The sequence below is a fragment of the Paenibacillus sp. LK1 genome, from assembly GCF_002750415.1.
Taxonomy (GTDB): domain Bacteria; phylum Bacillota; class Bacilli; order Paenibacillales; family Paenibacillaceae; genus Paenibacillus; species Paenibacillus taichungensis.
Map to the genome: position 1 here is coordinate 383,956 of NZ_PEII01000003.1, position 24,291 is coordinate 408,246.

At 42.3% G+C, this 24,291-nt stretch carries 34 protein-coding genes; 5 read left to right on the top strand and 29 right to left on the bottom strand.

Features of this window, described 5'->3' with window-relative positions; translation table 11 throughout:
• Positions 1-54 precede the first annotated feature (54 nt).
• From CS562_RS08795 to CS562_RS08825, 7 genes are all read right to left on the bottom strand, one after another.
• Positions 55-1,068 carry a bifunctional glycosyltransferase family 2/GtrA family protein gene (locus tag CS562_RS08795; protein WP_099855051.1) on the bottom strand — a complete coding sequence of 338 codons (1,014 nt, stop codon included), beginning with the start codon at positions 1,066-1,068 and terminating at the stop codon, positions 55-57.
• A 2-nt stretch (positions 1,069-1,070) separates the two neighbouring features.
• The gene (locus CS562_RS08800) at positions 1,071-2,057 is read right to left on the bottom strand and encodes a phosphodiester glycosidase family protein (RefSeq protein ID WP_099855053.1); all 987 of its coding nucleotides are present in this window, start codon (positions 2,055-2,057) and stop codon (positions 1,071-1,073) included.
• A gap of 204 nt (positions 2,058-2,261) precedes the next feature.
• On the bottom strand, positions 2,262-3,230 hold the full coding sequence (locus CS562_RS08805) for a radical SAM protein (RefSeq protein WP_099855055.1): 969 nt from the start codon (positions 3,228-3,230) through the stop codon (positions 2,262-2,264).
• A 125-nt stretch (positions 3,231-3,355) separates the two neighbouring features.
• Entirely contained in the window at positions 3,356-3,982 is a 627-nt protein-coding gene (locus CS562_RS08810) for a hypothetical protein (protein ID WP_143764746.1), read from the bottom strand.
• 32 nt (positions 3,983-4,014) lie between these two features.
• Positions 4,015-4,584, bottom strand: a complete 570-nt coding sequence (locus CS562_RS08815; RefSeq protein WP_079696420.1) for a GNAT family N-acetyltransferase — start codon at positions 4,582-4,584, stop codon at positions 4,015-4,017.
• 68 nt (positions 4,585-4,652) lie between these two features.
• On the bottom strand, positions 4,653-4,961 hold the full coding sequence (locus CS562_RS08820) for a hypothetical protein (RefSeq protein WP_180287076.1): 309 nt from the start codon (positions 4,959-4,961) through the stop codon (positions 4,653-4,655).
• Positions 4,962-4,982: 21 nt separating this feature from the next.
• Positions 4,983-5,639 (bottom strand): pyridoxine/pyridoxamine 5'-phosphate oxidase, encoded by a 657-nt coding sequence (locus CS562_RS08825; protein ID WP_099855057.1) that lies wholly within the window; start codon positions 5,637-5,639, stop codon positions 4,983-4,985.
• 279 nt (positions 5,640-5,918) lie between these two features.
• Between CS562_RS08825 and CS562_RS08830 the strand changes: the two genes are divergently transcribed.
• Complete coding sequence (locus CS562_RS08830) at positions 5,919-6,365, top strand: GNAT family N-acetyltransferase (protein WP_099855060.1); 447 nt, start codon at positions 5,919-5,921, stop codon at positions 6,363-6,365.
• A 55-nt stretch (positions 6,366-6,420) separates the two neighbouring features.
• Here the strand turns inward: CS562_RS08830 and CS562_RS08835 are convergent, their stop codons facing one another.
• The 13 genes from CS562_RS08835 to CS562_RS08900 form a co-directional block, all read right to left on the bottom strand.
• Positions 6,421-7,035, bottom strand: a complete 615-nt coding sequence (locus CS562_RS08835) for a histidine phosphatase family protein (protein WP_099855062.1) — start codon at positions 7,033-7,035, stop codon at positions 6,421-6,423.
• Between the two features lie 79 nt (positions 7,036-7,114).
• Positions 7,115-7,621 (bottom strand): DUF2569 domain-containing protein, encoded by a 507-nt coding sequence (locus tag CS562_RS08840; protein WP_180287077.1) that lies wholly within the window; start codon positions 7,619-7,621, stop codon positions 7,115-7,117.
• Positions 7,622-7,767: 146 nt separating this feature from the next.
• Complete coding sequence (locus CS562_RS08845) at positions 7,768-8,061, bottom strand: RNA polymerase alpha subunit C-terminal domain-containing protein (RefSeq protein ID WP_099855066.1); 294 nt, start codon at positions 8,059-8,061, stop codon at positions 7,768-7,770.
• 58 nt (positions 8,062-8,119) lie between these two features.
• The gene (locus CS562_RS08850; RefSeq protein WP_099855068.1) at positions 8,120-9,127 is read right to left on the bottom strand and encodes an aminoglycoside phosphotransferase family protein; all 1,008 of its coding nucleotides are present in this window, start codon (positions 9,125-9,127) and stop codon (positions 8,120-8,122) included.
• 82 nt (positions 9,128-9,209) lie between these two features.
• Positions 9,210-9,728: a GNAT family N-acetyltransferase gene (locus CS562_RS08860; protein WP_099855070.1), complete on the bottom strand. Its 519-nt coding sequence runs from the start codon at positions 9,726-9,728 to the stop codon at positions 9,210-9,212.
• A gap of 55 nt (positions 9,729-9,783) precedes the next feature.
• On the bottom strand, positions 9,784-10,308 hold the full coding sequence (locus CS562_RS08865; RefSeq protein ID WP_246318281.1) for a GNAT family N-acetyltransferase: 525 nt from the start codon (positions 10,306-10,308) through the stop codon (positions 9,784-9,786).
• Positions 10,305-11,339 (bottom strand): alpha/beta fold hydrolase, encoded by a 1,035-nt coding sequence (locus tag CS562_RS08870; RefSeq protein WP_099855071.1) that lies wholly within the window; start codon positions 11,337-11,339, stop codon positions 10,305-10,307. Before CS562_RS08870 ends, CS562_RS08865 begins: the two co-directional genes overlap by 4 nt.
• A gap of 81 nt (positions 11,340-11,420) precedes the next feature.
• Positions 11,421-11,924 (bottom strand): DUF4275 family protein, encoded by a 504-nt coding sequence (locus CS562_RS08875; protein ID WP_099855073.1) that lies wholly within the window; start codon positions 11,922-11,924, stop codon positions 11,421-11,423.
• Positions 11,925-11,995: 71 nt separating this feature from the next.
• Positions 11,996-12,538: an NUDIX hydrolase gene (locus CS562_RS08880; RefSeq protein WP_099855075.1), complete on the bottom strand. Its 543-nt coding sequence runs from the start codon at positions 12,536-12,538 to the stop codon at positions 11,996-11,998.
• 168 nt (positions 12,539-12,706) lie between these two features.
• Positions 12,707-13,384 (bottom strand): ABC transporter ATP-binding protein, encoded by a 678-nt coding sequence (locus CS562_RS08885; RefSeq protein WP_099855076.1) that lies wholly within the window; start codon positions 13,382-13,384, stop codon positions 12,707-12,709.
• Positions 13,381-14,505: an ABC transporter permease gene (locus CS562_RS08890; RefSeq protein ID WP_099855078.1), complete on the bottom strand. Its 1,125-nt coding sequence runs from the start codon at positions 14,503-14,505 to the stop codon at positions 13,381-13,383. Before CS562_RS08890 ends, CS562_RS08885 begins: the two co-directional genes overlap by 4 nt.
• A gap of 66 nt (positions 14,506-14,571) precedes the next feature.
• Complete coding sequence (locus CS562_RS08895) at positions 14,572-15,948, bottom strand: sensor histidine kinase (RefSeq protein ID WP_099855080.1); 1,377 nt, start codon at positions 15,946-15,948, stop codon at positions 14,572-14,574.
• Positions 15,945-16,622 carry a response regulator transcription factor gene (locus CS562_RS08900; RefSeq protein ID WP_063564057.1) on the bottom strand — a complete coding sequence of 226 codons (678 nt, stop codon included), beginning with the start codon at positions 16,620-16,622 and terminating at the stop codon, positions 15,945-15,947. The genes CS562_RS08895 and CS562_RS08900 overlap by 4 nt, the downstream gene beginning before the upstream one ends.
• Before the next feature lie 502 nt (positions 16,623-17,124).
• On the opposite strand from CS562_RS08900, the gene CS562_RS08905 reads away from it, so the two are divergent.
• Positions 17,125-18,093, top strand: coding sequence for a cation diffusion facilitator family transporter (locus tag CS562_RS08905; RefSeq protein ID WP_099855081.1), 969 nt, complete (start codon positions 17,125-17,127; stop codon positions 18,091-18,093).
• A 303-nt stretch (positions 18,094-18,396) separates the two neighbouring features.
• Here CS562_RS08905 and CS562_RS08910 read toward each other — a convergent pair whose 3' ends face one another.
• On the bottom strand, positions 18,397-18,813 hold the full coding sequence (locus CS562_RS08910) for a hypothetical protein (protein WP_180287078.1): 417 nt from the start codon (positions 18,811-18,813) through the stop codon (positions 18,397-18,399).
• A gap of 1 nt (position 18,814) precedes the next feature.
• Entirely contained in the window at positions 18,815-19,093 is a 279-nt protein-coding gene (locus CS562_RS08915) for a hypothetical protein (protein ID WP_099855083.1), read from the bottom strand.
• A 143-nt stretch (positions 19,094-19,236) separates the two neighbouring features.
• Here CS562_RS08915 and CS562_RS08920 point away from each other — a divergent pair, with 143 nt between their 5' ends.
• Positions 19,237-19,665: a hypothetical protein gene (locus tag CS562_RS08920; protein ID WP_099855085.1), complete on the top strand. Its 429-nt coding sequence runs from the start codon at positions 19,237-19,239 to the stop codon at positions 19,663-19,665.
• Positions 19,666-19,768: 103 nt separating this feature from the next.
• On the opposite strand, the gene CS562_RS08925 is transcribed toward CS562_RS08920, so the two are convergent.
• The 7 genes from CS562_RS08925 to CS562_RS33895 are packed head-to-tail and all read right to left on the bottom strand — an operon-like array spanning position 19,769 to position 22,430.
• Positions 19,769-20,056: an SHOCT domain-containing protein gene (locus tag CS562_RS08925; protein ID WP_099855087.1), complete on the bottom strand. Its 288-nt coding sequence runs from the start codon at positions 20,054-20,056 to the stop codon at positions 19,769-19,771.
• Positions 20,057-20,068: 12 nt separating this feature from the next.
• Positions 20,069-20,446 carry a hypothetical protein gene (locus CS562_RS08930; RefSeq protein ID WP_099855089.1) on the bottom strand — a complete coding sequence of 126 codons (378 nt, stop codon included), beginning with the start codon at positions 20,444-20,446 and terminating at the stop codon, positions 20,069-20,071.
• Positions 20,447-20,486: 40 nt separating this feature from the next.
• A complete protein-coding gene (locus CS562_RS08935; RefSeq protein ID WP_099855090.1) occupies positions 20,487-21,350 on the bottom strand; it encodes an imm11 family protein in 864 nt (287 codons plus the stop codon).
• Positions 21,351-21,385: 35 nt separating this feature from the next.
• Complete coding sequence (locus CS562_RS08940; RefSeq protein WP_180287079.1) at positions 21,386-21,766, bottom strand: hypothetical protein; 381 nt, start codon at positions 21,764-21,766, stop codon at positions 21,386-21,388.
• Positions 21,702-22,031: an NUDIX domain-containing protein gene (locus CS562_RS08945; RefSeq protein ID WP_099855092.1), complete on the bottom strand. Its 330-nt coding sequence runs from the start codon at positions 22,029-22,031 to the stop codon at positions 21,702-21,704. The genes CS562_RS08940 and CS562_RS08945 overlap by 65 nt, the downstream gene beginning before the upstream one ends.
• Positions 22,003-22,260, bottom strand: a complete 258-nt coding sequence (locus CS562_RS33890) for an HAD-IIIA family hydrolase (protein ID WP_306553922.1) — start codon at positions 22,258-22,260, stop codon at positions 22,003-22,005. Before CS562_RS33890 ends, CS562_RS08945 begins: the two co-directional genes overlap by 29 nt.
• Positions 22,161-22,430 carry a hypothetical protein gene (locus tag CS562_RS33895; protein WP_306553880.1) on the bottom strand — a complete coding sequence of 90 codons (270 nt, stop codon included), beginning with the start codon at positions 22,428-22,430 and terminating at the stop codon, positions 22,161-22,163. Before CS562_RS33895 ends, CS562_RS33890 begins: the two co-directional genes overlap by 100 nt.
• Before the next feature lie 236 nt (positions 22,431-22,666).
• Here CS562_RS33895 and CS562_RS08955 point away from each other — a divergent pair, with 236 nt between their 5' ends.
• Together CS562_RS08955 and CS562_RS08960 are read left to right on the top strand one after the other, a co-directional pair.
• A complete protein-coding gene (locus CS562_RS08955) occupies positions 22,667-23,176 on the top strand; it encodes an RNA polymerase sigma factor (RefSeq protein ID WP_099855094.1) in 510 nt (169 codons plus the stop codon).
• Positions 23,177-23,178: 2 nt separating this feature from the next.
• Positions 23,179-24,234, top strand: a complete 1,056-nt coding sequence (locus CS562_RS08960; protein WP_246318278.1) for an anti sigma factor C-terminal domain-containing protein — start codon at positions 23,179-23,181, stop codon at positions 24,232-24,234.
• Positions 24,235-24,291 lie beyond the last annotated feature (57 nt).

Here is a 24,291-nt window from a genome sequence, read left to right on the forward strand (position 1 = left end):
TATTCTTTTGAGTGGCCGTGTCTTCTTGTGGTCTATGAGTATTAATATACAAAGTTAATATACAAATCTGCGCTGCGCCCAATAGCTGAACACAAAGATCGATACCTCTGTTAACAGCTTGGCTGCAATCAGCGGGATAATCAATTTTTCATTGTAGAAGTACAACAATCCGTAATTTAATAACAGCACCAGAATGACCAGTGAGAAGTACTTCGGTAAAGACTGACGGACTCTGGACGTTTTCCCAGCTGAAAATACATATTTCCGATTGATCGTATAGTTGAAGATGGAGCTGCACAGTCTCGCTGCAACGACCGATAGGAACAGATTATGCGTGAAATACTGGATCACGAACAGTAAGCCAAAATCGATCAAGGCCGATAACACCGAAGACGTACTGAACATCAGAATCGGCATATAAATGCGGAATGAATCTACCAATGGGCGAAAATGAGAAGATTTGTTATGATCCAGATAGACCGTATCAATAAACTCCTCTGTAATCTCATACCCTTCTTTATGTGCTGTTAGCAGCATGTTCATTTCATATTCAAATCTTTCCCCCGGTATCTGGCACAGCCAGTCCAGCATCGAGTACGGAAAACCTCGCAGGCCTGTCTGTGTATCGTATACTTTCGTACCTGTCGTGAGAGAAAAGACACCTCGTGTGACCGTGTTGCCAAAACGACTACGCGCTGGAATGGTTCCACTGAACCGACGGCTACCCAGTACAATCCCCGGATTCGTTTGCTCCAATAGTACATCAAAGATACGTTTGATATCATGCGGCAGATGTTGGCCGTCACTGTCTGCGCACACAATACCGCCCTGTGGGCCATGTTCCTTAATATATTGAAATCCTGTCTTGAGTGCACGTCCCTTGCCCAGATTAACCGTATGTGTCAAGACAGTACACCCATAGGCTTCTGCCGTCTCGAAAATCCCCCTGTAACCTGGTCCGCTACCATCATCTACAATGACAATGGGTCCTAACTGAAACGTCTGCAACTGCAACACGAGATTCAATAAACGAACATCCGGTTCGTATGATGGAATTAATATGGTCATGATCATTGTCCCTCTTTCAGATAAAGGATGTCACTTACGCCGCGTTCCTGGTTTCTCCCCAGTGGATTATTAACAACCCGACCCATGAAATACATTGTGGATGAACCGCCGCCGTCCAGATTGTAGGCTTCCGTTGCTCCAAGACCTTTCATGACATCGGCAAGCTCTGCCAGCGTCATGCCACGGCTGTCATCCTGCCGTCCGTCAACCACAACAAATACATAATGATTCGGGGCGATCATGCCGATTGCAGTTCTCGGATTGGCATCCTGGATCGACCGGTTGCCAAAGTTGTTATCGATTTTCACACTGCTGAAGTCACTTACAATCTCACCGTCCTGAATCAGAATTGGTCCAAAAGATAGCGTATTGGTCGCACCTTCCGCCAGCAATTCCGATGAGGATTCTTCTGTCTCGTTATATGTCTTCATCGTGCCATCACTGAACAATGCCATCGCATCACGCACCGGATCATCCCGATATACCGTACCATTGCGGATAATTACGCCATCATCACGGAAGCCGTAATAGTCACCATTGATGGCAAAGATGGCATTGTTGGCCAATGCTATCTCTGAAGTGTTTTCGGTAATATTCGTGCCAAAGCTGTTATCTGCCAGAGCCGAGCGCAGGCTGCTCGCATCTGTCAGCTGTACATCTGCGACGTAATACGTAATCTGATCTGAGCCGGACCCCGTCTGCACCTTGTCGATTTTGACCTGCATATCATCGCTGGAATAGTTCCAGTCATCTGACGTTGCATTTACTTCAGTCGTCGGGGTTGAAGTATCATTAGAGGTGCTGGTTGCTGATGTATTGTCATCCGCTACAACAACCTGTACATGCCGGATTAAGTAGCGATCTGCCAGGCTGTATATCACGGTACCAAGGCCCAGAACAATAACAAGGATAATCATCAGCCATTTGCGCCTTGGTTTTGCATTTTTATATGGGTCGTTCTCGTTGGTTTTTGGATAGATCTTCATCATATGAAGTTCACCTCTTCATCTAAGTTCTTAAGGCTCATCATAGGCGGGCTAGCTTAAATGAATCTGAAACAGGCTGAACGCAAAAAAAGAAGGTCATCCTTTCCCCCGAGAGGAAATCAGACAACCTTCCATATAAGTGATAATGATGGATCTCAATCTATATATGTACCCTAAATAGGGACAAGTACGATGCTAAACAACTTTCTATAAACGGGACTGTTCACCAGCAAAAAGAGCATCGTATGCAGGGCAGGGCTGCTTTTCTAGATAATCCATTAACGCTTGTGGCTGCTTGGTATAAATATCCTTCAAAGACGTACCCTCGTAGATATTGCCGATCACGACTGGGTGGCATAACTCACAGATGAGAATATCCCCATTACCGTGTAAATGTAGCTGCTTCGTCCCATCCACACAATTGGAGAAATACACACCCGGTTGTTCTCGTAACCCCAATTGCTCCGCGAAACGATCCATACAGGTAAAATATAATGTCGTATCTTCTTTCTTGTGCTTGATCAGATCATTTACGGACTGGATGAGGGACTCCTTGGAGGCAATCTTGCTCCATCTACTGTGTGGCATCACGATGCTGTTCTGAATCTCATGGATGCGCACACCCAGTTCATAGACTTTATCGCTAATAGCTTGCATGTTCGCTTGGGTTTCTTCGAATAACAGCGTTTCAAGCACAGTTTCCAGCCCCGCTTCAGTACAAAGACGAATGTTATGCTCCAATCGCTCATACATGCGCGGATGTACACGATAATATGCTGCATATGCATCCCGATCTGTATAGTTAAAAGATATATGAATATTGGACAAGCCTACATCCCGCAAAGCATGAATTCGTTCTTCCGTTAGCAGGCTGGCATTGGTATTTAATTGCGTGTCGATGCCATGTTCCCCACAATATGTCACAATCTCCAGGCAATCCTGATATTTCAGAGTCACCTCTCCCCCGGACAAACGCACCCGCTTGAGCCGCGGAAGCTCACGAATGATTCGGATGACCTCTTGACCACTTATGCATTGCCCATCGTCCCGATTGTAGGCGCAGCAATAGTCGCATTTGTAATTGCAATTGGAGGTCACGCCGACCTCCAGTCCTTCCAGTTCATATACGCCGGGTGTTTCAAGTTCAAGTGATTTATATTTGTTTTTCGCTGTCAATTCAATGTACCTCCCGATTCCTTATCCATGTTTTTTCAACTTGGAGATTATAGCGGATCCCGGTCGATGCTCGATATGACATTATGTACGTTGGGATGTTAAAAATAGAGTACCCCCCAGCCATTTTATTGAGTTTCAGTCCATCTATGCTCAGGATGATATGCAAATTCATAGTCTGCGATCATCAAGAATGACACACGACTTTGCTGATCGATCACCATGGATAGAATCATCAAATTTTCATAGCCACCTTCAAGTACGAATTTATCAAATGACGTTATTACACTGTAGTTGCCTTGTTTATCTCTCTCCATGAGATACGTAATTGAGCGTACTTTTCTTTGATTAGAATCAATAAAGGCTTTCTTTCCGTATTGCTGGATTACCTCTTGAATTGTACTGCCATAACCTATGCCACTTGGCGTTTTATATTTTTTGGAATTTGCAGCCGCATCATCGATCACGATTCCATCCACAATTCCTTCTTTGTAATGAATCCACATCCCTTTATACTGGTAAACATTCGTATGATAATAATAATCCACGTGTTTCCCCAACTGCTGCTCAACCTCTGCTCGAGTATCTCCGATTTGAATGGTGATATTCTTTGCTTTATTCTGCACTTTAAATTCTTCTTCTGTAAATATTGTAGGCGCAGGAGACAGATTAGAGACTTCGGACAGACTATCGGATACTTCAGAGTTACTTAAAAGAGTCATAAAAAGGACAACAAATAGTATTCCTTTGGTCAACATTAACATTCCTTTCAAACATGTTCAGCAGGTTATAACGATTGAAAATCTTCTCTGGTCATCGCATACAAATTCAAATCCTGCATTTCGTTTTTAATTTTCATATAACTCCGTAAAAGCCCCTCGAATTTCATGCCTGTCTTTTCCATGACCTTTGCGGAGCCGATGTTACCCACCAGACATTTAGCCTGAATTCGTTCCAACCCGATGTCTTCAAATCCAAATTGAATGATTCGGCTAACCGCTTCCGTCATGATGCCTTGGCCCCAGTACTCATTGGATAACACATAACCTAATTCCACCCTCATACTGTTGCTGTCGCATCCTAAATAATTGCAGCTGCCAATCAACTTCTTCGTTTGTTTATCCTCAATCCCCCATGGCCCCAGCTTATCCACCTCATATCGACTCGTCACAAAATCAATAAAGGCTTTCGTATCCTCCTTGCTCTGATGTGCGTCCCAAGTTGTGTACTCCGATACAGCAGGAACCGCGCAATAACGGTACATCTCATCCAGATCAGCATAGGTAATGGGCCTAAGGAGCAATCGTTCTGTTTCCAATACCGGAAATGGATCAAAATAACTTTCAATGGACTTCATATGTATGCCTCCCCAGCTTATACAAATTAATTTAGCAACTGTTGCTGATAAGAACTCACACTATCCAGTTAATCTGTTTTGTTCTGGCTTCCCTCTTCTTGATCTACAGATTCATAACTCACAAAACGCTTGAGACTTTCTTTGGTTTTGGAGCTGGTTGCTTCATATTCCGCCCATACTAAATAGAACAAACCCAGGATTAAAGCAGCTATACTCCAACTTTGCGGAGCGGTTCCCACATAATTCAGCATCTCCTGAAACAATTCCGAATTCCACGAAGCCACACCAGAACCAAAAATGGCAGCACTCAAATATCGAACACCGTATAGAAATGCCGCTATGACCAGCAGCAGTGTCCCTGTAGTTCTACGACTCACACAATTCCCCCCTTTATAAAATCACGGCCATAACCTCTGGTGCTTCCATTGCCCTTGATGCAGAATATATTGAATTCGCACATGCTTTCGTTCCGAGTCTCCCTGCCAGAACTCAACTTCCTTTGCGTTTACGGCGTACAGTCTCCAATTCGGTGTAATGACATCAGGATCCTTGCTGATCCGCTCTTTCTGAGCGGCAATGGCGCGTTCCAATTCTTCCTCACTCTCCAGCTCCTGACTCTGTCGTCCTGTCATCGCAACTGCGCGTGCCCCTGCCGATCTTTTCCGAAAATCCGCTGCACCTGCTTCCTCGCCCATATCCACGGCTTCTCCCCTTATGCGGATCTGTCTGCCCAATGTAGGCCAGTAAAAGGTCAGTGCCACATACGGATTGTTCTCCAGCTGCTGTCCTTTTCGACTCTCCGAGCCAGATGCAAAATAAAAAGCTTCGTCAACTACGTCTTTCATTATCAATACTCGTGCATCTGGAAAACCATTCGAATCCACTGTCGAAATCGTCATCGCATGAGGTTCTTTCACCCCGTAATCTATAGCCAGTCTCAGCCATTCCAGAAAAAGATCCCCTGGTCGATCCGGTAAAAGCTCGGTATTCCAAGCTGGAAAAGGTCCAGACAAGGACTTCAACCCACGCAACAATTCACTTGGTTTATTAATCATATCTGCAACCTCCTTATACTTCCATTTCATTCCATTGTAGCGTAGTAGGCCATTTTCTCAACTATTTGTTTTGAAATGATTGATATGTTCAATCTATTTTCACTGATAAAAGAAGGATATATTAAACAAAATAGCAAATAACCTACATTAGAGTTTTTTCATTTCGAAAGGAGTGATGTGGTATGAAGAATAACCATGTTGCAATGATTTTTAGGAAGGATCCGAAGTAAGTGCAGAGGATAAATTCCTCTGCAAAGTAAAATTTGGGAGGAACTCCGAATGGTAGTTGTATTAAAGCCAGTGTCTAATGAAAATTGGTATGAATGTACCCAGCTTAAAGTTAAGCCAGAACAGCTTAATATCTTTCCTGCACCTGTCGTTTATTGGATTGCTGAATCTAAATATGTTAATGATTTTGAATTACGTGCTATTTACTCGGAAGAGGTTTTAGTCGGTTTTCTCGTATTCTGTGCGAACCCAGACAAGGATGATAACTACTGGATTCCTGCCATAATGATTGACGAGAAGCATCAAGGAAAAGGTTATGGCAAGGCAGCAATGAAAACTTTGATTCAGCTTATGCGTATTTCAAATTACACAAGAATCATGATTGGACACCGACCAGACAATCTAATTGCGGGAAAGTTGTATGAATCTTTAGGGTTTATAAAAACTAGTGAAGAAGTAATAGATGGTGAAATAGTGCGTCTGCTTCAGATAAACTAAATAATATATATAAAGACTGACGGCACCTGTCGGCAGTCTTTATATACTCCCTTTTCTAACCTAAATGACTCATCATATTCATGCTGCTAAACTCCCAACCATTTACTCCTTTTTCAAGCGTATGAACACTGGTATTCCCAATAGAATGAAACACCGATGTATTGGTCCAATTTTGGTTTCCTAAGAGATAATAAAGGATGTTGATTACTCCGCCGTGCGTGACCAGTAGAACATTCGATTTGATCTGTTGCTCCTCTATACTTCGGCATAAATCCCGAAAGGATGTACATATTCTGTTATAAAAATTTCGAGGACTTTCTCCTCCTGGAAACGGAGTGTCCATGCCAAGAGTGTTAAAATAAACTCCTGCATATTTCACTTCTGCTTCCTTATTTGGCATTCCAGCCAAATGTCCGTTGTTCATTTCTCTCCAGTCTTTCAGATAAAGCCCCTTTATGTACAGTCTTTTTTCAATCTCTTTGGCAGTCTGTACTGCACGCGGAAGATCACTGCTAATCACTGTGTTTATCTCATATTGCTCTGAATGATGGTACAGGTAATCTCCGAGCCTCGCCGATTGAGTAACACCTTCTTCAATGAGCCCTCGCTGACTCCAACCACCTCTGTAGCCCTCCTCATCCATCCCATGCCTTACCAAGAAAATCTTCAAGATATCTCCTCCTCTATTTGAATCCTCTTATAACAAACCCCGGCCTTAGATCTTCCATCTTAGGTCGGGGCTTATGTTTTTATCTGACAAACGTATTGTGAACTCGAACTGATTTGATAAAATAAGGAATCCATATGGCACAGGTGAGTACCGACCTGCCTATCCCTTTTAACGAACTTCCATCCTCAAGTTCTACCGCCATAGGAATCTGAAGTAATAATAGATAATCAATAATGCCCACGGCTAGACTGACACTGTAAAACATAATCATAAGACGAGGGAATATCGATTTCTTTCTATAAAACGTAATCAGCGTATATACGCTAAATACTAAAAATAGCACATTATATACCGTTTCAAAAATGAGAACCGGGCCCCACCATGCGTGATAATAGTCAGATTGTTTGGAAGTTAAGAGCTCCCAAGTCTCTCTCGTCATTGAAGGTAAAAGGTATTGAAATAATTGCACAACAAGCATAATGATGGTGAGATAAAGTCCAATATGGACGAGAATCAACCATCCCCCAAGTCCTGATATACCCAAAGGTCGATAATCAACCTTCTTTTCTTCAATTTGTGGTTCCACTAAATAACACCTCCTATTCTGTTTTGTTATTCTGAGATGATTCCTCTTTCTCGTGTAAACTTTTACACAACTGTATTATTATACAATGCGAGGATGAGGTACGATACCAATTTCTCCAATTAAAGCCATTGACCAACAAAAGAGGGTTACTCTTTAAAAGATAATCCCTCTTCTTCAAGTGCTTGTCGAAGTTTTGGCATTGCAGAAGGCCCGATCCCGTGCAGCTTCAAAATCTCTTTTTCGGAGTATTGCGAGAGTAGCTGCAACGACGTAATTCCCTGATTCTCCAGCGCACGTCTGGCGGGTGCAGACAACAAGGAAAGAAATCCTTCTTTCGGTTTCCGTTCCTTCTCACAGACTGGACAGGTCGGACAATCGCTACTTTTGTAATAGGAATGCCCTTGTTCGCATGTTCTTAGTGTTCCTTTTGCGTTTACCATGAAGATCATACCTTTCTGTTCTATGTTTATGGGATAACAATTAACTCGTATCTCGGATTTAGCTACTCAACCAGTTCTCAACATCGGAGATCATATCCTCGTATTGTTTTAAAGCCTCTATAGTCCATGTAACTTGTGATGTTCCCAACTGTTGCTCTTCACCGTCTGTGCATTCAATCCACAAAGAGCGTTTCAGACTGTATTCGAGCCAATCCAATTTCCCGGAAAAACCATTTTCGAGAACCCTTCTCCAATTGGCGTTTAAATTCCCCACTCGAGACCGATATCCATTTATAAAAGCCAAGAACCTTTCTTTGCCCACGTTTCCGGTCTGATCTACCGACCAATACATCGCTGTTTCCACCAGATCATGCATCGGATTGATATAACCCGCTGATTCCCAATCAATAATAATGGGGTTGTCCTGCTGCCACATCACGTTCTTAGGTTCAAGATCTCTATGGCTAATAACTGCATCTGAAGCCAGTATTACTGATGCATTTTTTGCCTGAGCACTCCACTCATAGAGCTTTTGAATGTTATCAGCTAATAAGATTGTCCAATCCGAATTTTCTGTCTGCCCTTTGTTTAAATAATCATTCCAATCGGTTTCTTTGGAATCATCCAACTGAAGGTCAGGAATATGAAGCTGTGAAAAATCAGTTTTATGAATCTCCGCAAGAATCATGCCCATATGCTCACAATGGGTTTCGGTTACTTCATGAAGCTCCAGACTTTTACCATCGATCCAGTCAAATATAAGATAACATTGATGATCTAAGATCTGCATTGAAGAACCGTTTATCACTTTGGCAGGTTGAGCATGAATAAAATTTGCTGCCACGTTTGCTATTTTTTCGGATTGGATATAATTCTGCATAGCTGTAGGTCTACTCATAATTTGAGGATTCAGTGCTTTCACAGCATATTTGGCATGTGTAGTTTCAATGGCATACATGCGATGTAAAAGCCCACCCGAGATTGCCTTGGGCTTACTGTTCAACTCACCAAGTTCTAATTCAGCGACGAGTTTTTCGAATTTTAGATTATATTGAACATTATTCATCCGTTATAACACCTTTCGGAAACTACCAATATCCAATCTGCGATCAAATTTATATCCCACGCCTTTAAACATCGCACATTGCTCATACCCATGCTTTTCGAACAGAGTAGCAGGGCATTTCCAGTTTCATACTGATAAATAACATGTCCTCGTCATGCACTTTGCTATAAAACTCCTTATCTCTTTTAAAGCCTATCCGCTCATACACTTTAATTGCTCGTTCGTTGAATGTGGCAACAACCAGCCGAAACTGAGAACTTTTGAAATGATTTTGCAAGAATACTAAACTTTGTTTAAGGAACACAGACCCTATCTTTTGTCCTGTCAGATCTGGATCTAATCCAAGGCCTATATCCAGATATCCTTCTTCTTGATACAATCCGATTGAGGTTCCTCCCGGAACTCGAGCTGATGCCCCACAACAAATAAATCCTACTAACCTCTCCAGTTCATCCAGGACTGAAAAGTACTCCCCATTCATCAATTCTTGAATATCTTCATTGGATTCAGAGAAACTGTACATCGCGTATTCCTCTTCATACTTCCAGGTAGCGATTTTTTCTGCATCAACTATTTTCATTGGATGATAGGATAAAAGCATGAATAGTCCCCCTTTTTATACACTTACGGGTTTAATGAAGTCGATAGAGACACCATCATTGTTTTTCATACAGACTGGCACTCCAGTTCCCCTGTTTCATTCTGCGAATGTATTGGAATCCATAGTCTTTATAGTATTGATTAAGTCTCAGGTTATCTGCCATGCAATCCAGCCTGATCAAAGTTTTACCTTTTTGCCTAATGTTCTCTTCTGCTGATTTTAGAAGGAGCAGGCCTATATTTTGCCCTTTAAAATCTCTATTCACTGCAAATCGGTGTATGTATCCGGAATTGGTGTTGTCGAGCTCTTCCCAAATCAGGGAATCTGACCACGTTAAGGTATACGTCCCTACGATTTCATGATTTATTTCAGCAAGATATACGTCAGATCCATCCGTCATGAATTCATTTACTTGTTCCAAATTGAAATACTCAGGACGCCATTGAAATATCTCTTTAGAGTTCAGCCATCGGGCAGACTCCTGCCATAGGTTCAACACAATGGAAGCTTCCTCCGGTAATGCAAGTCTAGTTATGAGTTTAGTATTAATTTGCTCCATCAAGATCCCTCGCTTATTCAAAAGTTTAATACCCCCCTCAACCACGCTACAAATCGTTCTTTCTCCTCGAACTGTGGGTAATGAGCCGATTCTTCAAATACAACAAAATCTTTTTCGGGTGCTCCAAGCTCATCGAAATAATCCCTTGCCGCATCCACAGACGTCATATAATCATACTTTCCCATAACAAAATAAGTCGGTATCTCCAGCTGATCTACAATGTCTGGCAAATGGTTGGTGGACCCCTCCTTCAGGAGAATTTCTTGTGTAGCCTGCACTCCCATCGAATAACGAATCACATCCAGTGCATTATATTCGGTTCCCAAAAGAAAGCCGAGCATATAGTCCCTGTTGTCATCAATAAGCCTAGCCGCACCGCCGTATTTGCGAACCAACTTTCTTGGTGTGTATTTCTCGCCTCGCTCAATCGGACCGCGAAGACGTTCCAGACTTTCCGCATCAGCTGCGCTGTTGGCTTGTCTCGCTTGTGTTATCGTATATTCCAAACTATCCAACTCACTCTGCACAGTATCAGCTACTTGTCCAATACCTATATAAGCAACGAATTTTCCAGGTGCTTTGGCCGCCGCTTTTGTCCCTATGTATGTACCAAATGAATGACCGACCAGCGTAACCTTTCTTTGCCCCAGTTCGGCAGTAACGTAATCCGCTAAAGCCAGTAAATCATCTACAAGCACATCTGAAGTCACATCCGAATAATCCTCCATGAAATGATATGACTTTCCACTTCCACGTTGATCATAATTCACAATAGTAAAATGTTGCTCAAGCTCCTGCTGATACTTCCTTACATAAGGAATCTCGGAGCAACCAGGACCACCATGCACAAAAAGAAGGATAGGATTGTTCCGATCCGTCCCGCGAATCATAACCTCATGACCTGCACCATTGATCTCGACCTGTCCTAACGTGCTGATACTATTCTCTCCCTTGATCCCAGGGGTCCATGTGGGAAAGATCAGAGCGATTATTACGAGTAAAAGAATACTAAGCATGGCGCGTCTGAATATTTTAATCGACCTCTTACGCATCAGATGGCTCCTCCGGCAGATATTCGTGTGTTTATTAAGTGGACTCCAAACTTCTCACTTGTTACTCCTTACTGCTCCTTGTTACTTCACTTTATAAAAATACGGTCCGCACATGGATTCATGGGTATGTACATACGTCCACGTGAACGCTTGGTCAAAAATATAAATATCCTGTTCCGAATCAAAATCTCCTGCGATGACCTTATTCGCATTCTGAAATACCTGTATGAATGGCGTGTGTTGGTACATGACATACAACTCGTTTTTATTTTCGGCATTGAAAGCATTTCGCGCTGCATCGTCTGTTAGGCAATCCTGTTTCTCATAACTGAACATATGCCATTTGTACTGGCTATAATAGATAGCCTCTTTTACCTCTTCACTGATGCTCTTGGCAAATGTGTTATCCCATCTCTGTATAATTTCTTCGGATTCCTCGCACAATTCAGTCACAAGGACCCCCTTGTCCTCCAAATTTTTGTTATACATATATTTGCGGTGCACTAGCTCGATTCGCGAGTAAATCACGTTCAGTTCATGGTCCGGTAGAGCATCCAACAACTCATTAATTTCATCTCTAATCATCATAACCTCCGAAGTTTGTAGGATTTAAGATTTAAGATTTAAGATAGATTTAGAATACACTAGCATTCCAGTTACTCACCGTTTGCTTCTTCTCGAAGCAAATAGGCTAATCGGTACATTTCCGCAATGTCATATCTATTCTGTTCTTCAAATCTCTTAATCGCTTCACCAATCTCCACAACCTCTACAGCAATTACCTGTTCCCCATCTGCCGGATTCAATGGTTTACCGATCAGCTCAACTTCTCCATAGCCAATAATTCTCACAAAATGAGGATGTGGAATATGCGGTCTATACGGCTCAGGTGCACTCGACATGCAATGAAATTGTCCAAACACCTGATACGTGACCAACTTGGCTCCGAGCTCCTCCATCACTTCACGTTGCAGTCCATCCATATACTTCTCTCCTACCTCCAACGTTCCTCCGGGCAGCTCCCATTTTCCGTTATCGATCTGAAAAACAACCACTCGTTCCCCCACAAACGGGATAATGCTCACATTGCTTACCAGCGTTTCATCCACGATGTCATTCAATCTAAACTCCGCTTTAACAATTCCCCAATGAATCGATGTGCTGAGCGCCGGGAACTGTTCCCGATCCAAAGTCTTCATTTTTCTATCCGATCCTCTCTATGTAAAATAAATCTTCCATTATAAGTTCTAACTCTCATTATAGATCAAAAAAGAAAAAAGAAGGCCACTTTTCCCATCGGGAATCCATGGACCTTCTAATGTTATTTCAGTTGAACTAAAGAATGTCTATACTATTCACTCTGACCACTAATGGTGTACCAGTTTCCCGTTTTCCAAATAGAGAACCCGATCACATAGCGGCAAAATCCGCTCATCATGCGTAACCATGACTGCACTCTTACCCTGTTCTTTCACGAGCCGTGCAATCATGCCCACAATATCCAGTCCACGTTCCGCATCCAGACTGGCTGTCGGTTCGTCCGCGAGCAGGACGGCTGGATCATTCATCAAAGCTCTGGCAATGGCAACCCGCTGGCGTTCTCCGCCGGAAAGCTTCTCGGCATATGCCTTACGACGATGCGATAAACCTACCGTATCCAGCAACTCATCGACCCGCTTCTCTGCCTTGTTTTTGTCCGTTCCAGCGAGCTTGGCGACCACCATCAGTTGTTCTTCCACTTTCAGATACGGAATGAGGTTGGCACTTTGAAAAATAAACCCGAGCTGCTGGAGCCGTACATCGGATATGTCCTGTTTGTTTTTGCCCATAATCGATGCGCCATCCAGCATAACCTGTCCCTCCGTCGGTTCAAGTAGTGCACCTGCGATGGACAGAAATGTACTTTTGCCTGAGCCAGAAGGCCCCATGACCGCGACGAGCTCTCCTTCGGCCACCTTAAGATCCAACTTATCCAATATCGTCCGTTTGACCCCGCCATCTTCGAATGTCTGTGTAATTCCCTGCAATACCAGTCGGTTTCTCATGCTGCTGTCCTCCCAATCGCATCAAGCGCATCAATTTTGGTAACCTTCCACACCGAGAATAGCGAACCCGCCATAGACATCACCACGAATAACACACAGGTTAGTGCCAGGGTGGACAAGCTTAATTGAAACGGCATTGAAGCTGGCAAGATCGATTCAAATAGCCGAACCAACAGCACACTAATCACCAGACTGCCGATGGACAGAAGCAATACTTGCAATGAAACACTGCCGGCCAGATACGAATTTCGCGTTCCAATGGCTTTCAAAATACCAAATTGACTCGTTTTCTGAATCGTGATGACGTAGAAGAATACCGCAAGCACAAACGCCGAGATGACAAATAAAAAGGCAATCATCATGAGCAGTGAGCCCTGCTCTTCCTTGTACCCAGGAATAGCGGATACCGCATCGGACTTCGTAATCACTTCCGTATTCGGCAAAGCGGAACTGAGGCTGTCTACCTTCTCACCTGCATCTTTAACGGCAATCGCATTGTATACCGGAGCATTAGAGTTTGCTGTTCCTTGCGAAGTACGAGAACCCTCCTGAATAGCCAGCCATTCCTGCTCGTTTAAGAACACAACTGGTGAGTGACTGAAGGACTCATTTTCCACAAATCCACCCACGGTCCACTCCGTTCCCGAGGCTTGATCGACCAGTACTGTTCCAATCGTCACGCCAGATTCAGACAGCTTTTGATCTACTACAACCTGCCCGTCTTTCAGATCCGTGATTGGAGAGCCATCCGTTACGGTTGGAGCCAGCCAACCTTCCGGGTTCACCATGAATAGCGTTACATCAATCTTCTTTGTATCGCCAGCTGGACTGACTGTTGTCATTTTTACACCCAGCGGTTCAGCATTCTCTTGCCCCACAACGGAGCGTGTCTGTTCCAGCTGATCCTGATTCACCTGAGAGCGGGTAAAACGATGATTTGAATCCTGCTCCAGAACAAAATGGGTTGCTGCCATATTTTTGATGGATGCCGCGTTGTCATACGCAAGCCCCTGTGCCAGACCTGTGACAAACAAAACCAGAAATGATACAAGCACCATAATTGTAGCAATTAATGCATATCGCCCTTTGGCAAACCTCATCTCTCTAATAGCCAAGTACATATTCTCTGACCTCCTCTTGATAACCCAAGTATAGGAGGCGAAAATGAACGGCAAATGAATAACAGATTACATCTGCGGGAGCGTCACGGTAAAGTCCGTTCCTTCGGTCGAACTGGAGACCTCAATCGTGCCGTCATGAATGCGGATAATTTTCTGCACAATGGCAAGCCCAAGCCCGGTTCGGCCGGAAGAACGTTCTCTCGCACGGTCTACTCGGTAGAAACGATCAAACAGGAACGGTAAATGCTCTGCCGCAATCCCATCTCCTGTATCCCGAATATGGATCACGCACTGGGCATTGGTCTCTTCTGCACGAATCTCGATACTTCTCCCCTGTGGAAGATGATTCACGGCATTACCCAGCAGATTCATCCATACTTGCATGAGCAGCACTTCATTGCCATAGAGTTGAATGGATTCGGGTACCGAGATCCGGAGCAGCAGTTCTTTCTCTTCCAACTGCCATTGCAGCACCTGAACCGCTTGGCGGAATTGATCTCGTAGAGAAAATCTCACTTTGGTCAAATCCTCATGACCTTGTTCCAGAGAGGACAACAGCAGCAATTGTTTACTGAGCAACGAGAGATGGCGGCTCTCCTCTTCAATAATGGAGGCATAGTGCTCCCGTTCCAGTTCAGGCAGATCCCGGTCCGCGACCAGTTGGGCAAAACCCTGAATCGAGGTCAGCGGCGATTGAATCTCATGAGATACGTTGGATACAAACTGCTGTCGTGCCTGATCCACTCGCTCCAATTCACGACTCATGGTCATGAAATGCTGGGCCAGCTGTCCAATCTCATCACGCCTAGTCGTGGACAATTTCAGATTATAGTTTCCTTGAGCAATGCGTTTGGTCGCCTCGGACAGACGTTCAATCGGATTCACCAGATAGCGGGTACTGATTATAAAGAGCAGGATACTAATGCCCACCGTAAACGCTCCAATCAACGCAAAAAAGATACGCAGCTCACCGAATTGCAAAATGACATCCGGGCGCATAAACAACGCATAACTTGCATTGCCCATCTGTAGATGAACACCAACGGTATTGCTCAATTGATTATCGAAGAAACCGGTAATGAAAGGTTTGCTGGGAAACTCAGCGACGCCGTGGTATATCTCACCACTGAGCACCTGATCTACAGCCTGCTTGTCCAGATCCTTCTGGCGGAATTCACGGCCATAGAATTGGTCATTCCCTTTTCCATCCGTCACATAAATTTCGTAACCGAGTTCTGCGGCATTGTTCAGATAATGCTCTACCGTAGCTGGTTCCTGCTCTACAAACTGCTTCATTTGCGTCGCAATGCCAACTAACTTCTCATCATTGAAAGACTTCAGCTTCGCATGATAATAAATATTGGATAAAAGAAAACCCAGCATGGCGCTGACCAGAATCACCGCGATTGTAATCATAAACACCCGAAAGTACAGTGATCTCAATGCGCTTTCACCTCAATCTTATAACCAATCCCCCGTACCGTCTGAATGACAAAATCATCCCCATAATCGGCAAAACGATCACGAAGCCGCTTGATATGTACATCCACGGTGCGGTCATCGCCTTCATAATCCGCTCCCCAGACCAACCGAATTAGTTCATCACGCGAGAATAATCGCCCCGGAAACTGAGCAAGTTGAGAGAGTAGCTCGAACTCCTTCATTGGTAAAAAGAGAATCGATTGCCCATCGGAGACCTCGACATTATTCCGGTCAATCACGATGCGATTCATACGAATGATATCACTGGAAGTACGATGGTACCGACGAAATAATGCTTTAACCCGGTAGACCAGTTCCTCAGGTTCGAATGGCTTCGTCACATATTCATCTGTACCTCTCAAGTACCCATCCCGCTTGTCGGATAGTTGATCCCGTGCTGTCAGCAGCATGATCGGAATGTCATAATGTTGCCGAATGAAATCACATAACTCCAGCCCGTCCATACCTGGCATCATCACATCCAGAATCGCCAGATCGATTGGCGTTGCTTGCATAACCTTGACTGCTTCCACTCCATCTTGTGCTTCATGTACACGATACCCTTCCTTGGTCATGACATGCCGGAGGAGTGCTCTAATATTGGCGTCGTCGTCCGCCAGAAGCAGATTCTTCATATTGTTGTCCGCCCCTTTTCTGTTAAGTTGAAATGAATCATTTTTACACTAGCCACTACAAGGTCAGAACAATCTTCTGATCGCTGTTATCCCCAGATTTTTTTATTTCCTATTCAAAGGTTAAAATCCGGGGATAAAGGCGAACGCTCCGCTTCTCCAGATTTTTTCTGACCTCTCCGTTACCGTGTAAATATTATTTTTAACTTATATTTACTTCATTTTATTATTTGTAGCGGGAACTTCCTCGACATTCATCCTGCACAGATGGTAGCACAAAAGTAACGTAAACCGCCAGCGCACATGCGATGAGCTTACAGGTCATGTTTATATTTTCTCGAATCTGGTTGACACTATTATTAGGCGCACCTATAATAAAACCATAACATATGAATAACTGCTCATATGTTCATGTATTATCACTTTATCATTTCCGAAGATCACTTGTAGTCACAAAAGAAATCAATTACATAACGGAGCACGGCTCCAAAGGAGAGGATCTCATATGTCCGGACATCATCACAGCCACGACCATGGACACAATCATGGTAGTACCAATAACAAGAAAGTTCTGTTGTTTTCCTTCATTATTATTACCGTTTATATGATTGTTGAAGCCGTTGGTGGATTCATGACGAACAGCTTAGCCCTCATCTCCGATGCAGGTCATATGTTGTCTGATTCCATAGCTTTGGGGATCGCCTTGCTGGCGTTCACCTTTGGCGAAAAAGCGGTGAATACAGGCAAAACGTACGGGTACAGACGCTTTGAGATTTTGGCAGCCACGTTAAATGGGGTCACCTTAATCGCCATCTCACTTTACATCTTTTACGAAGCAATTGGTCGCTTCATCAACCCACCAGAAGTCGCAACAGTCGGTATGTTGATCATCAGTATCATCGGCTTGCTCATTAATATCCTGGTGGCATGGATCATGATGCGCGGTAGCGATACGGAGAATAACCTGAATATGCGCGGTGCTTATCTCCATGTCATTAGTGACATGTTGGGATCGGTTGGGGCTATTGCGGCGGCACTGCTCATGATGTTCTTCGGCTGGGGTTGGGCCGATCCACTCGCGAGTGTCATTGTTGCTGTACTGGTTCTGCGCAGTGGATTCTTTGTCACCAAATCATCCCTGCATATCTTGATGGAGGGAACGCCAGCGAATGTGGATGTAAATGACCTTGTTCAGACCATCAAACAAGTCGATGGCGTCAAAGGCGTGCACGATGTACATGTCTGGTCCATCACCAGCAACCTGAATGCACTGACCGCACATATCGTGGTGGACGGAACGATGGATGTATACGCATCCGAGGTGCTTGTTCAGAAGATTGAGCATCTGTTGGAGCATAAAGAAATCAAACATGTGACATTGCAAGTCGAGTCTGAGAAGCATCTTCACGACACCTCGGTATTATGCACCGTCAAAGGCGACGAACCGGATGCTCATGCGCATCATCATCATTGAGATTAATAGTTGTAAATAGAAACAGGACTTATTCCCGTTAGAGGAATAGTCCTGTTTTTCATTTTGCACGTAACTTTAATTCCATTCAGGTGTTATGTAATACAGATGGCAGTATCGAATTAACTTGTTTTACACCGTAATTTACTTAATATAACGAGGAGGTTAAATCTACCATGGGGAAATTCCAAAAGTTCGCGTCAGTGATCCTTGTACTGATAACGCTTCTTCTATTTCTTAACTACCTGGAGCTAAGAGAAAACAATAGACTACAAGTCATCATCATTAATGGTATATATAATTAGCTTATCCATTTAAATGGATAGCCTGGATATGTTCTCGATCAAAATCAATAATCATAATGTGACCTTGTAACACATTGTCTCCGCAGGCTATCGTTGCTCCGTAGTCCTCTTTACTATTAAATGTGATATCTACTTGATAAACTTCAATTTCATTAAACCAATCCTTATGTACTTGTTCGCGAAGTTCGTTCTCATAATAATTTCGAAATACGGCCTCACACTCCGTAAACCAATGCAGATATGACTCCACTACATCAGCAATTGCATCTAACTGAATAGTCGTCGATATATAGATTCGGACATCCTTTAAATCTTCATCCTTTATGGATTGCTTAAATATTTGGACTGTATTTTTCAAAACATAACATTTGTACCTCTCATCACTCTCTTCAACTAACTCAATGAAATCACTTCGCACCTTAACCCTCCTTCCATAAAACGACTTGCATGATGCAAGGTATTGCATCTTGAATAGGCACCCTATAATATACTTTCTCGTCAATAATATATTTATTATCGCCTTGTTTATTGTTATTTTGTTTATTAATTTCAGTTCTCAAATAGTGTACTTCTTTTATTAGATCCTCAAGTCTTTTCGATGTTTTTGATGAATCTATCGCATAGCGTATAACTGCAGCAACGATAAGAAACACAATAAAACATAGGATCAACGCTATAAGAGCTCCAAAGAATTCCATCCTGAATTACAACTCCTTACTTATATTAAACTGTACTTGATTAACTGTTATGTTTACATGCATATAACGTATTGTCAAACCAAGTACGACGGAATTACTCTGAAGGATTAGTGAATACCACTATATAGAAAGAGCTAATCATCATGACAAATAGAGCATTTTTCCCGATTCTTCTGCTCTTCCTTCTTCTCACAGCCTGTGCTTCAGAAGTTCCTGCTGAAAATCATGACACTGAAGTTATGCTAAGAAATGAAGCTCTGCCCATAATTACGAATGTTAAGACTAACTTTCCCCAAAAAGAAGGTTGGATTATAGTTCCTACAGATAGCACAGAGTTAAATGTCACAGTTGAGGCGACCAACGCGGAAACACTTCTGTTCTGGGCCGTCCCAACAGGAACTGAGACTTGGGGAGAACGAGAACTTATTGGATATGATACTAACGAGGACGATGGTTGGAAGATAACGTGGGATATTGCGGGTAAGTCTTTGCATCACCACGTGATTGTTCAGGCATTGGAAAGTGATGGTAAGACCATAACCGATAAAACGATAAATATTACGAACGAGTAAGGTTAATTTAAATCCTTTCGGAGATATTATTAATAATGGAGGCATCCCCCGATAACTATTATCTTAGGTGGGCCTCCATTATTTGTATGTAGTTGTCTCTGAACTATTTGATCTTAAAAAGCAGCTTCTCTTTCTTTTGATCAAATTCATATTCCGAGATGATATTCTTTTCTTTTAACTCACCTAGCTGCAAAAGTTGTTCATGGACATTTACAGGTTGTTTTTTCCTCCGAGAAGATACAACCAAAGCAATAATTGAGAAGGGTATGGCGTACAGCATGCTTAAAAGTCCCAAGATTGCTGCGCTATCGGAATCTTCTGGCACTAGCCCGAATATCATTAAAAACGTTAATGTGAATAACACGATACCGATAATTGACAATACTTTCAATTATAATTCCCCCTATATATTAACTTCATCCCAATTCATAATGACATATGCAAGTTGAAATAAAAACATAACTAGATAACTTATATTTACAACGAAACTGAATTTATGATTTTTGGCTAATTTCATATACTCTTCTTTACCTATCCTCCCAGTGTCCAATCTGGATTTAAGTTTCTTGTTCGATATCAATAATAAATACAACTCAATAATCCCAAATAATCCCCATACTAAAGTGAAAACTAATGAGACGGCATTGGCAACCGATAATAGCATAAGGGAACCTTCATCCAATCCCCTTCCATATTTAAAAATAAGATTTATGACCAATGTCATGATAATTAACCCAAAACCAATAAAACTTAAATATGGTGTAAACCTGGAGCTTCTCACGCCACTCCTCCTTCCAGGTAATTCTTAGCTAAATATTTTGTTATTTAAAGCCAACACTCTCTTTCAAACGGCTAAACATCGTTTTACTTCTTTCTGGAATTCCCCACTGAAGTTCCAACAAAATGGGAGGATAATAGATGGGGTTGATCCATGAGTAGCTCCCATCCAATTGAAGGTTCCCTAACCAAATTCGCTTTTCCTTATCTGACTTGATCGCCCACTTACCGGAGTACACCATATGGCCTTTATTTTTACGAGCGAACTTCTTGGCTTTATCAAAATTAAACACTTCTAGCAGGGAGCTATCAATTTCCTGACCCATCCGCTCATGCTTTTCTTCTTTGGCTTTCCAGGAAAATTCCGAATCCCAGATCTCCACCAATTGATAACCCACGATGAATTGACTTAATATTTCTTGCAAAAAATCTGAAACATATATGTACGATAACTCTCTATCCTCGCTTGGTAGTTTAATTCTGAATATGTGTTGTCCTTGTAAAGCTTTTTGATCTAAAACGAGTGAATACTCATCAAATTGAGGAACGTCGTCATAATAAGTCCTTACTTTAGAGTTTTCCGGGTCTATGCAATCGATAACACTCAGCACGTGTAAAATATAGTATTCCTCTTCAGTAGCCGTTGAGAGTGGCAAAAACTCGATATGTTCAATGTGGTTCTGTTCCAATAGTTCTTTCACTTTCCTACTAATGACAAGCGCTCCTGTGTATCTGTTTAAAATATCGGCTGGTTTGCCCACATCATTAAATTCTACGTTAGGTGCAGACCATTCCTGAATAATCGGCTTATTACTGCCTAATGCCTTATAAACTTGATCCAATTCCTCCGAATCGCTAAATTCAATCGTATTATTCGGTGGATAGTAATCTAACAACCATGCTTTCATTCATTTCACTCCTGCTTATAAGATGCGTACTATTGCTAAACAAACCAAAAATGATAAAACTCTTCCGAAAACCAAAACCATATGATTCCTAATATCATCATGATGCAGCCTAATGCTTTTAATATCACTTCTATCAATTTTGGAATATCTCTGTTTGGAGGGTTGTCCTCAAATTCCCAATTTGGTTTGATTCCCCTATATCTCATCAGAACAAAGCATTTATATAAAATATCAGGAAAGAAATAAAATACAATCCCCAAGACAAACACCGGAATGGATAAATAACCAAATGTGCTGGTCGTCCACTCAATATCAATACCATTTGGTTTCTTCCCATATAGATTCATAGAATTATTTAAAATGCGCCCTTTCCTCTTGGTTAGAACTAAAAATATAGTCTGGATACTTGTTTGCAATAGGTGGAAGCTCATGCACGGGGAAAAATTGCAGATCCTTCATCTCTTCATTATCGGATGTCAGTTGTCCAGATTTGATACTGCATTCAAATACGATCGTTAAATATTCAACCTGGTGACAATTACTGTATATAAACCTCTGCTCTTCACCACCATAAATCCCTATCACTTTCTCCGGTTCTATGATAAGTCCTGTCTCTTCCCATGCTTCTCTTATCCTCGCTTGAGCAGGTGTCTCACCGAGCTCGATTGCCGATATAATCAGGTTCGGTCTCTGTCCATTTGTCTCTGAATTTGGTTAATGAGGATTCTCCCCAACCTGTCTTCACCATGATCTTTGTCGCTCCTACTGCATGGGCAGCAAGCATGTCGGTATCCCCCACGTCACCAATAACTACGCATTTTGATAAATCCAGATCGTGTTGCTCTGAAGCATGTAACAACATACCAGGTTTCGGCTTTCTGCAGCTGCATTCTTGTTCATGTGGACATATATAGGACTGATCAAATCCACCTTAATTCCGCTTGTTTTTAAAAGCATGATTGCTTCCTTCGCATTCGGATATAATTCAAAATCTCTAGGATGGATAAAGTGACCTGTCCCACCGATTGTTCCATCTCTATCCATAAAAACAGCTTGTACTTCCAAATTTGATTTGGTCATGGTCTGTTCCTTTCCAAGAGAATTTCACATTGTTAAGCTACACTATGTTTTTCGAGCCCAATTTAAAAGTTTTTTTATATACTTTCTCATTAACGATATGTTTTTCGTTCTCTTACTTATGGTTACTCCTTTTTCTTATTTTAGTTTCCTAAAGAAACCTCCTAAAATTTTTCATTTTTACTGTAACATTATTTGACTTGACCCGTTGTCTAAAGAGAAGGAGGAGGAAACTTGAAATGAGGAGTGATTTATATGCCGAACTATTCAAGCAGTACCAATCCTCCCTGCATCTCTATCTATACCGTATGTGTGGATCTCAGGAGACAGCTGAGGAGTTAGTTCAAGAAACCTTTTACAGAGCCATGGTATCCATGAAAGCAGAGCATGCAAGTTACGCCAGAGCCTGGCTATACAAAGTAGCTCGGCATTTATTTATTGATTGGTATCGTAAATATCGTGGAGAAATTCAAATGAATCGAGAGATGGAGCAGCAAGCGACAGAAAATACATATCGTTCCCCTGAGGAAGTGCTCACAGCTCGTGAACGTACCCTTCGTATTCAACAAGTGATGAAGAAACTTCCCGAACAATATAGAACCATTTTGTTGCTACGAGAAATGAACGAGTTATCTTATAACGAACTTTGCGAGATTCTGGATATGAACATGAACAAGGTCAAGGTCACTCTTTTTCGCGCCAGAGAACGATTCAAAGCAGAGATGCTTCAAATGAAAGGAGACGTTTGAGAATGTCTAAAACACCACATGATGAGGAACGTGTATTTCGGGAAGAAGATTTTGAGTACCAGCGTCCTGAATGGGGCCATAAGCAGTTTAAACGAATGGTTTGGAAAACGAGATGGAAGTTTTTCCTAAATGCAGGAGGAGCTCTTTTTCTAGTATTTATGGTGTATCACATCTATGTATCGTCACTCCATATCTATTTTGATCAGTCAAAGGTGCGTAATGACTTCATTCGTTCGATTGTATCTGTGGTTGAGATGCATGGTGACGGACTTCGGGTAGAGAAGACGAATTATGAACTCTTTGAAGTAACCCCACTCCTAACCCAGAAAGCTAATCTGAAAATATATCGACACGTGGGCTCATGGGAAGTAATCACAGGTGAAATTCAAGCTGCACTCAGTATAACCGGTAAATTCACCTATACGATTACAAATACAGGAGCGTATATGAATGGCAATAACCCAGGCCCTTTCTATCTCCCTTACTCCCTAGTAGATGGTATACCTACTAAAGATAAAGATACCTCTGATGAAAGCAGTAGCTTGAATCGGCTTCGTAAAATTGATGACGGACATGTCGCTGAGATGTCATTATCCTTGAAAAACCTAGCGCCTCCCGATCAACTGATGCAGCTTCTTACAGATTATGATGTTGCAGTAACCGCCATGCCGATCTATTCTGGCGAATTAATAGATCAAGATATCTCTTACTCTCGGTCAGGCATGTTTAACTATAATATTCCTCATTTGAGTCTTAAACCTCTTTCTGAATTTAAAGAGGATGGGGCAAATTGGTATAACTATTTTGTCCCAGACGATATAGGACAGATGCAGGAACAAGTTCAAGCGATGATGTCTGATCTAGAGTGGATGTCAAACCATATTGAGTACAGTGGTGCTGAACTGGATATACAACGTCTTGCCTATTTAAAAAAGAATGGCGTTCAAGTATATGGCGCGGTTGTTACTGGTCCCGTACGAGAGTTAGAGAAACTTACAAAGGTCCCGGAATTCCAACATTTCCATTTGAATCGAGTAGAGATATGGAATTGGGATTAAAATGACTTATCCAGTATCGACATTACGTTTCATATAAGAAAAGAGATGATACCTGTT